Raw genomic sequence first — 5,123 nt, forward strand, 5'->3', positions numbered from 1 at the left:
GGTGACGGGCGCGGCGATCGGCGCGAGTTCCGACTTCGTGGCGCTCAGCATCGCGACCGGGCTCGTCAAGGCGATCATCGTGATGGTCGGCACGCCGCTCGCGGCGAACTTCATGGGGCTGAAAACGCCGCGTTCCGCGATGATCTTCGGCGGCCTGGCGGGCACCGTGAGCGGCGTCAGCGCGGGGCTCGCCGCGACCGACCGCCGGCTCGTGCCGTACGGCGCCCTCGTCGCGACGTTCCATACCGGCGTCGGCTGCCTGCTCGGGCCGTCGGTGCTGTTCTTCGCGACGCGCGCCCTTGTCGGCGCGTAAGGACGCCGGCGGCCGTGTCCACGGCGGCCGTATCCACGGCGGCCGTATCCATCGCGGCGGCCTCTGAGTCGCATCGGACATCATCATCAATCGGCGTCGGCGGCGGGCATAGAATCCCGTTAAACCATGACGCCTGGCAGGAGAGTTCTATGACGGGATGGAATCACGCGCGGCGCGCGCGCGATGCACGGCTCGCAGCCGCCGCGCACCTCGCGACGGGCAAGCGGGTGGATGCGCGCGACGCCGTGGCGTTGCTCGAAACGGTCTTGCAGCCGGGCGACCGGGTCTGCCTCGAAGGCGACAACCAGAAGCAGGCGGACCTGCTGGCGGCGGCGCTGGCCGATGTCGACCCGGGCCGGGTCAACGACCTGCACATGGTGCAGTCCGGCGTCGTATTGCCCGAGCATCTCGACGTATTCGAGCGCGGTATCGCGAAGCGTCTCGATTTCGCGTATTCGGGCCCGCAGTCGCAGCGGATCGCGAAGCTGCTGTTCGGCGGCAAGATCGCGCTGGGCGCGGTGCACACGTACCTGGAGCTGTTCGCGCGCTACTTCATCGACCTCACGCCGCAGGTTGCGCTGATCGCCGCCGTCAGCGCCGATCGCGACGGCAACCTGTACACCGGGCCGAATACCGAGGACACGCCGACCGTCGTCGAGGCGACCGCGTTCAAGGACGGCATCGTGATCGCGCAGGTCGACCGCATCGTCGACCGGGTGCCGCGCGTCGACATCCCGGGCGACCGCGTGCATTTCGTCGTCGAGGCCGGACGGCCGTTCTACGTCGAGCCGCTGTTCACGCGCGATCCGGCCGCGATCACGGAAACGCAGATCCTGACCGCGATGCTCGCGCTGAAGGGCATCTACCAGCCGTACGGCGTCAGGCGGCTCAATCACGGGATCGGCTTCAACACCGCGGCGATCGAGCTGCTGTTGCCGACCTACGGCGAGAAGCTGGGCCTGAAGGGCAAGGTCGGCACGCACTGGGCGCTCAATCCGCATCCGACGCTGATTCCGGCGATCGAATCCGGCTGGGTCGAGCAGATCCACTGCTTCGGTTCCGAAGTCGGGATGGACGACTACATCCGCGCGCGTTCCGACATCTGGTTCACGGGCCCGGACGGCTCGCTGCGCTCGAACCGCGCGTTTTGCCAGACGGCCGGCCTCTACGCGTGCGACATGTTCATCGGCTCGACGCTGCAGATCGACCTGTCCGGTCATTCGTCGACGGTCACGGCCGAACGCATCGCGGGCTTCGGCGGCGCGCCGAACATGGGCAGCGACGCGCGTGGCCGGCGTCACCCGAGCGAGCCGTGGCTGAAGGCCGGCCAGGAGGCCGACCCGGATACGCCGGCGGCGCTGCGGCGCGGCCGCAAGCTCGTCGTGCAGATCGGCGAGACCTTCGGCGACAGAAACGTGCCGATGTTCGTCGAGCGGCTCGACGCGCTGCGCCTCGCGGACAAGCTTCAGCTCGATCTCGCGCCGATAATGGTGTACGGCGACGACGTCACGCATATCGTCACCGAGGAGGGCATCGCGAACCTGCTGATGTGCCGCGACAAGGACGAACGCGAGCAGGCGATCCGCGGTGTCGCGGGCTACACGGAGGTCGGGCGGGGCCGCGACCGGAAGATGGTCGAGCGGCTGCGCGAGCGCGGCGTGATCCGCCGTCCGGAAGATCTCGGCATCGATCCGCTCGATGCGGACCGCCGCTGGCTCGCCGCGCGTTCGATCAAGGATCTCGTGCACTGGTCGGGCGGCCTGTATGCGCCGCCTGCCCGGTTCCGCAACTGGTAAGGAAGAGGGCAATGGAACAGCTGAGCTATCGCTTCACCGCGCCGGCGCGCGCCAAGGGCGAACTGGCCACGGCGCTCGTCGGCGTGGTCGCGTCCGGCAATCTGGAAGTGCTCGTCGAACGCGTGCTGCCGGGCAACGATTGCGAAATCGAGATCCGCACCGCAGCGGTCGGCTTCGGCGAAGTCTGGCAGGCGGTCGTCTCGGACTTCGTCGAACGGCGCCGGCCGGGCGGCCTGAAACTGTCGATCAACGACGGCGGCGCACGGCCGGACATGGTGTCGTTGCGGCTCGCGCAGGCGGTGCGCGCGATCGAAGGGGAGGCGTCATGACCGATGTCAGCCACGACGTGCCGCCACGCCGCGCCAACGATGCGAGCTGGTACGAGGCATCCGCGCGACAGCGGATCGACGGCCTGCTCGATGCGGGCAGCTTCACGGAATTCCTCGGGCCGGCCGAACGGGTGACGAGCCCGCATCTGCCGCTGTTCGGCTTGCCGCAGCAGTTCGACGACGGCATGGTCGTCGGGCGCGGCCTGCTCGACGGCAAGCCGGTGCTGGTCGCCGCACAGGAAGGCCGCTTCATGGGCGGCGCGTTCGGCGAGGTCCACGGCGCCAAGCTCACGGGCTTGCTGCGCGCGGCGCGCGAACTCGGCGCGATGCCGGTGCTGATCCTGTTCGATACCGGCGGCGTGCGGTTGCAGGAAGCCAATGCGGGCGAGCTGGCGATCGCCGAGATCATGCGTGCGCTCGTCGATGCGCGTGCGGCGGGCGTGCCCGTGATCGGCCTGATCGGCGGACGCTCGGGCTGCTACGGCGGCGGCGGCTTGCTCGCCGCGTGCTGTTCGGCGCTGGCCGTGTCGGAGCAGGGGCGCATCAGCGTGTCCGGGCCGGAAGTGATCGAGACCCATCGCGGCGTCGACGAGTTCGATGCGAAGGACCGCGCGCTCATCTGGCGCACGATGGGCGGCAAGCACCGGCGGCTGATCGGCAGCGCGGACCGCTATGTCGCGGATACGCCGTCCGCGTTCCGTGCGGCGGCGCTCGAGCTGACCGGCCGCGCACCGGTGGCGTTCGATGCCGCGATGTTGCGAGCCGAACAGGCGCGCCTCGAAATGCGCGTCGCCCGGTTCGGCGCGTGCGACGATGCGCTCGACGTCTGGCGCGCGCTCGGCGCGCCGGATCCCGGCGCGATTCCCGGCATGCCGGACGACGCATTCGTCGCGCTGGCCGCCCAACTCCAGGAGCCGGTATGAGACGACTTCCCCATTCACTTCGTGCGCGCTCCGCAAAAGGGGCGGCCGCCTGCATTTCGCCGGTCTCCCGAAGGGATGGCTTGCGGGGCATGATCCAGTCCGCCGGGAGGCAGCATGACACTCGATGAAGTCCTCGCCTCGCTGTTTCCGCGCGGCCATGCGGTCGCGCGCGATGGCGGCCTGCTGTCCGGCCACGCGGAGCTGGCCGGCACACGGATCGACGTGATCGGCGTCGCCGACCGCTTGCCGTTCGGCATCGACGAGGCGTTGCGGTTGGCGTCGCATGTGATCGAGACGATCGAACGCGGCTATGCTTCGCCGATCCTCGTGCTCGTCGACAGCGACAGCCAGCGGATGAGCAAACGCGACGAATTGCTCGGCCTGAATGAAGGCTTGTCGCATCTCGCGAAATGCCTGCTGCATGCGGACATGGCCGGGCATCGGACGATCGGTCTGCTGTACGGCCACACCGCTGCCGGCGCGTTCATCGCCACCGCGCTTGCGACGCGCACGCTGCTTGCGCTGCCGGGTGCCGAGCCGGAGGTGATGGATCTGCCGTCGATGGCGCGCGTGACGAAGCTGCCGCTCGACGTGTTGCAGGAAAAGGCGCGGACGACGCCCGTGTTTGCGCCGGGCCTCGACAATCTCGCCAGGATGGGCGCGGTCGATGCGGTGCTCGATCCGGCGCGCGGGCTCGATGCGCAGGTCGCCGAATGGCTCGACAAGCCGGCCGACCGTATCGACCGGCGTGCCGCCCGCGGCCGCCCGGTCGCCGCCGATGTCGCCCAGCGCGTGTATGAGCATGCCCTTGCCGCACGGTAAGGCGACGCTGCGCCGTCATACCCTCGTGACGTTGACCGCAGCGGGGTGGGCGGCGCTGCTCACGGGAGACGGAGCGCTCGCGGACGAGCCGCTGGCCCATGTCTGGGCGGCGCGCGGCTGGCCGCTTGTCGTGAGACGCGCGAGACCGGACGAAACCGGCATGCCGCTCGGCATGCCGCTGCCGCCGTCGGCGGGCAAGCGGCGCATCGCGCTGAACGTCGAAGCTGGTTCGATCGACGCGGTCTGCGAGCCGCCGGCGTTCGCCGACACGATCGGCGCCGCGCCCTCCGCATGGCGGCAGCCGCTGCGCGAACTGCACGCGCTCGGCGAGCAATGCGATGTGCAGGGCCGCGTGTTCGGCGGCCTCGCATGGCAGACACTGACCGGCGAACCGTACCTGACCGGGACATCCGATCTTGACGTGTTCTACCCGCTGCCGACCGCCGCGCAGGCCGCACGGTTGCTCGACGGCATTGCGGCGATCGACGCGCGCGGGCCGATGCGCGTCGACGGCGAATTGCTGCGTACCGACGGCGCGGGCGTCAATTGGCGCGAACTGCATGCCGGGCTGCCCGACGTCGCGGTCAAGACGGCGGACGGCGTGATGCTGTGTGCGGCCGGCGATTTCATCGGAGGCGCGCGATGAGCCGGGCCGCGCGGCGGGCGTGGCCGGGGCAGCAATACGACGAGACCGGGCGCATCGCCGCGCTGGCGGAACACAGCCTGCTGCTCGAAATCGGAACCTTTCCGAAACCGGGGCTTGTCAGCCATGTCGATCCGGGCAGCCACACCGATATGGATGCGTCGACGTTTGCGCGCAGCGCGGCGGCGCTGCGCCCGTATTTCGCGGAACTGGCCGACGCGGGCGCGCGCGATGCGGAGATGTCTGTACTGCGCAAGATCGGCCTGCGCGCCGAGCACGCGATGCTCGCGGCGACCG

The 5,123-nt window shown here is 69.8% G+C and carries 6 protein-coding genes and 1 pseudogene; all 7 read left to right on the plus strand.

Annotated features, from left to right (window positions below):
* Positions 1-313: pseudogene (locus KH616_RS21020) on the plus strand (malonate transporter subunit MadM); the annotation flags it as partial.
* A gap of 149 nt (positions 314-462) precedes the next feature.
* Positions 463-2,109 (plus strand): malonate decarboxylase subunit alpha, encoded by a 1,647-nt coding sequence (gene mdcA / locus KH616_RS21025; RefSeq protein WP_292250474.1) that lies wholly within the window; start codon positions 463-465, stop codon positions 2,107-2,109.
* A gap of 11 nt (positions 2,110-2,120) precedes the next feature.
* Entirely contained in the window at positions 2,121-2,438 is a 318-nt protein-coding gene (gene mdcC, locus KH616_RS21030; RefSeq protein WP_292250475.1) for a malonate decarboxylase acyl carrier protein, read from the plus strand.
* On the plus strand, positions 2,435-3,361 hold the full coding sequence (locus KH616_RS21035) for a biotin-independent malonate decarboxylase subunit beta (protein ID WP_292250476.1): 927 nt from the start codon (positions 2,435-2,437) through the stop codon (positions 3,359-3,361). The genes mdcC and KH616_RS21035 overlap by 4 nt, the downstream gene beginning before the upstream one ends.
* A 114-nt stretch (positions 3,362-3,475) precedes the next feature.
* Positions 3,476-4,183, plus strand: a complete 708-nt coding sequence (mdcE, locus tag KH616_RS21040; protein ID WP_292250477.1) for a biotin-independent malonate decarboxylase subunit gamma — start codon at positions 3,476-3,478, stop codon at positions 4,181-4,183.
* Positions 4,170-4,829: a malonate decarboxylase holo-[acyl-carrier-protein] synthase gene (gene mdcG / locus KH616_RS21045; protein ID WP_292250480.1), complete on the plus strand. Its 660-nt coding sequence runs from the start codon at positions 4,170-4,172 to the stop codon at positions 4,827-4,829. Before mdcE ends, mdcG begins: the two co-directional genes overlap by 14 nt.
* A partial coding sequence (locus tag KH616_RS21050; RefSeq protein ID WP_292250479.1) for a triphosphoribosyl-dephospho-CoA synthase occupies positions 4,826-5,123 on the plus strand: 298 nt, incomplete at its 3' end. The genes mdcG and KH616_RS21050, both read left to right, overlap by 4 nt.

Source organism: Burkholderia sp. (assembly GCF_018375725.1).
GTDB lineage: Bacteria > Pseudomonadota > Gammaproteobacteria > Burkholderiales > Burkholderiaceae > Burkholderia.

What these genes read in the sequence shown, in the direction of transcription:
- mdcA (WP_292250474.1), top strand. Translation starts at nt 463, where the DNA reads ATGACGGGATGGAATCACGCGCGGCGCGCGCGCGATGCACGGCTCGCA.
- mdcE (WP_292250477.1), top strand. Translation starts at nt 3,476, where the DNA reads ATGACACTCGATGAAGTCCTCGCCTCGCTGTTTCCGCGCGGCCATGCG.
- KH616_RS21035 (WP_292250476.1), top strand. Translation starts at nt 2,435, where the DNA reads ATGACCGATGTCAGCCACGACGTGCCGCCACGCCGCGCCAACGATGCG.
- mdcC (WP_292250475.1), top strand. Translation starts at nt 2,121, where the DNA reads ATGGAACAGCTGAGCTATCGCTTCACCGCGCCGGCGCGCGCCAAGGGC.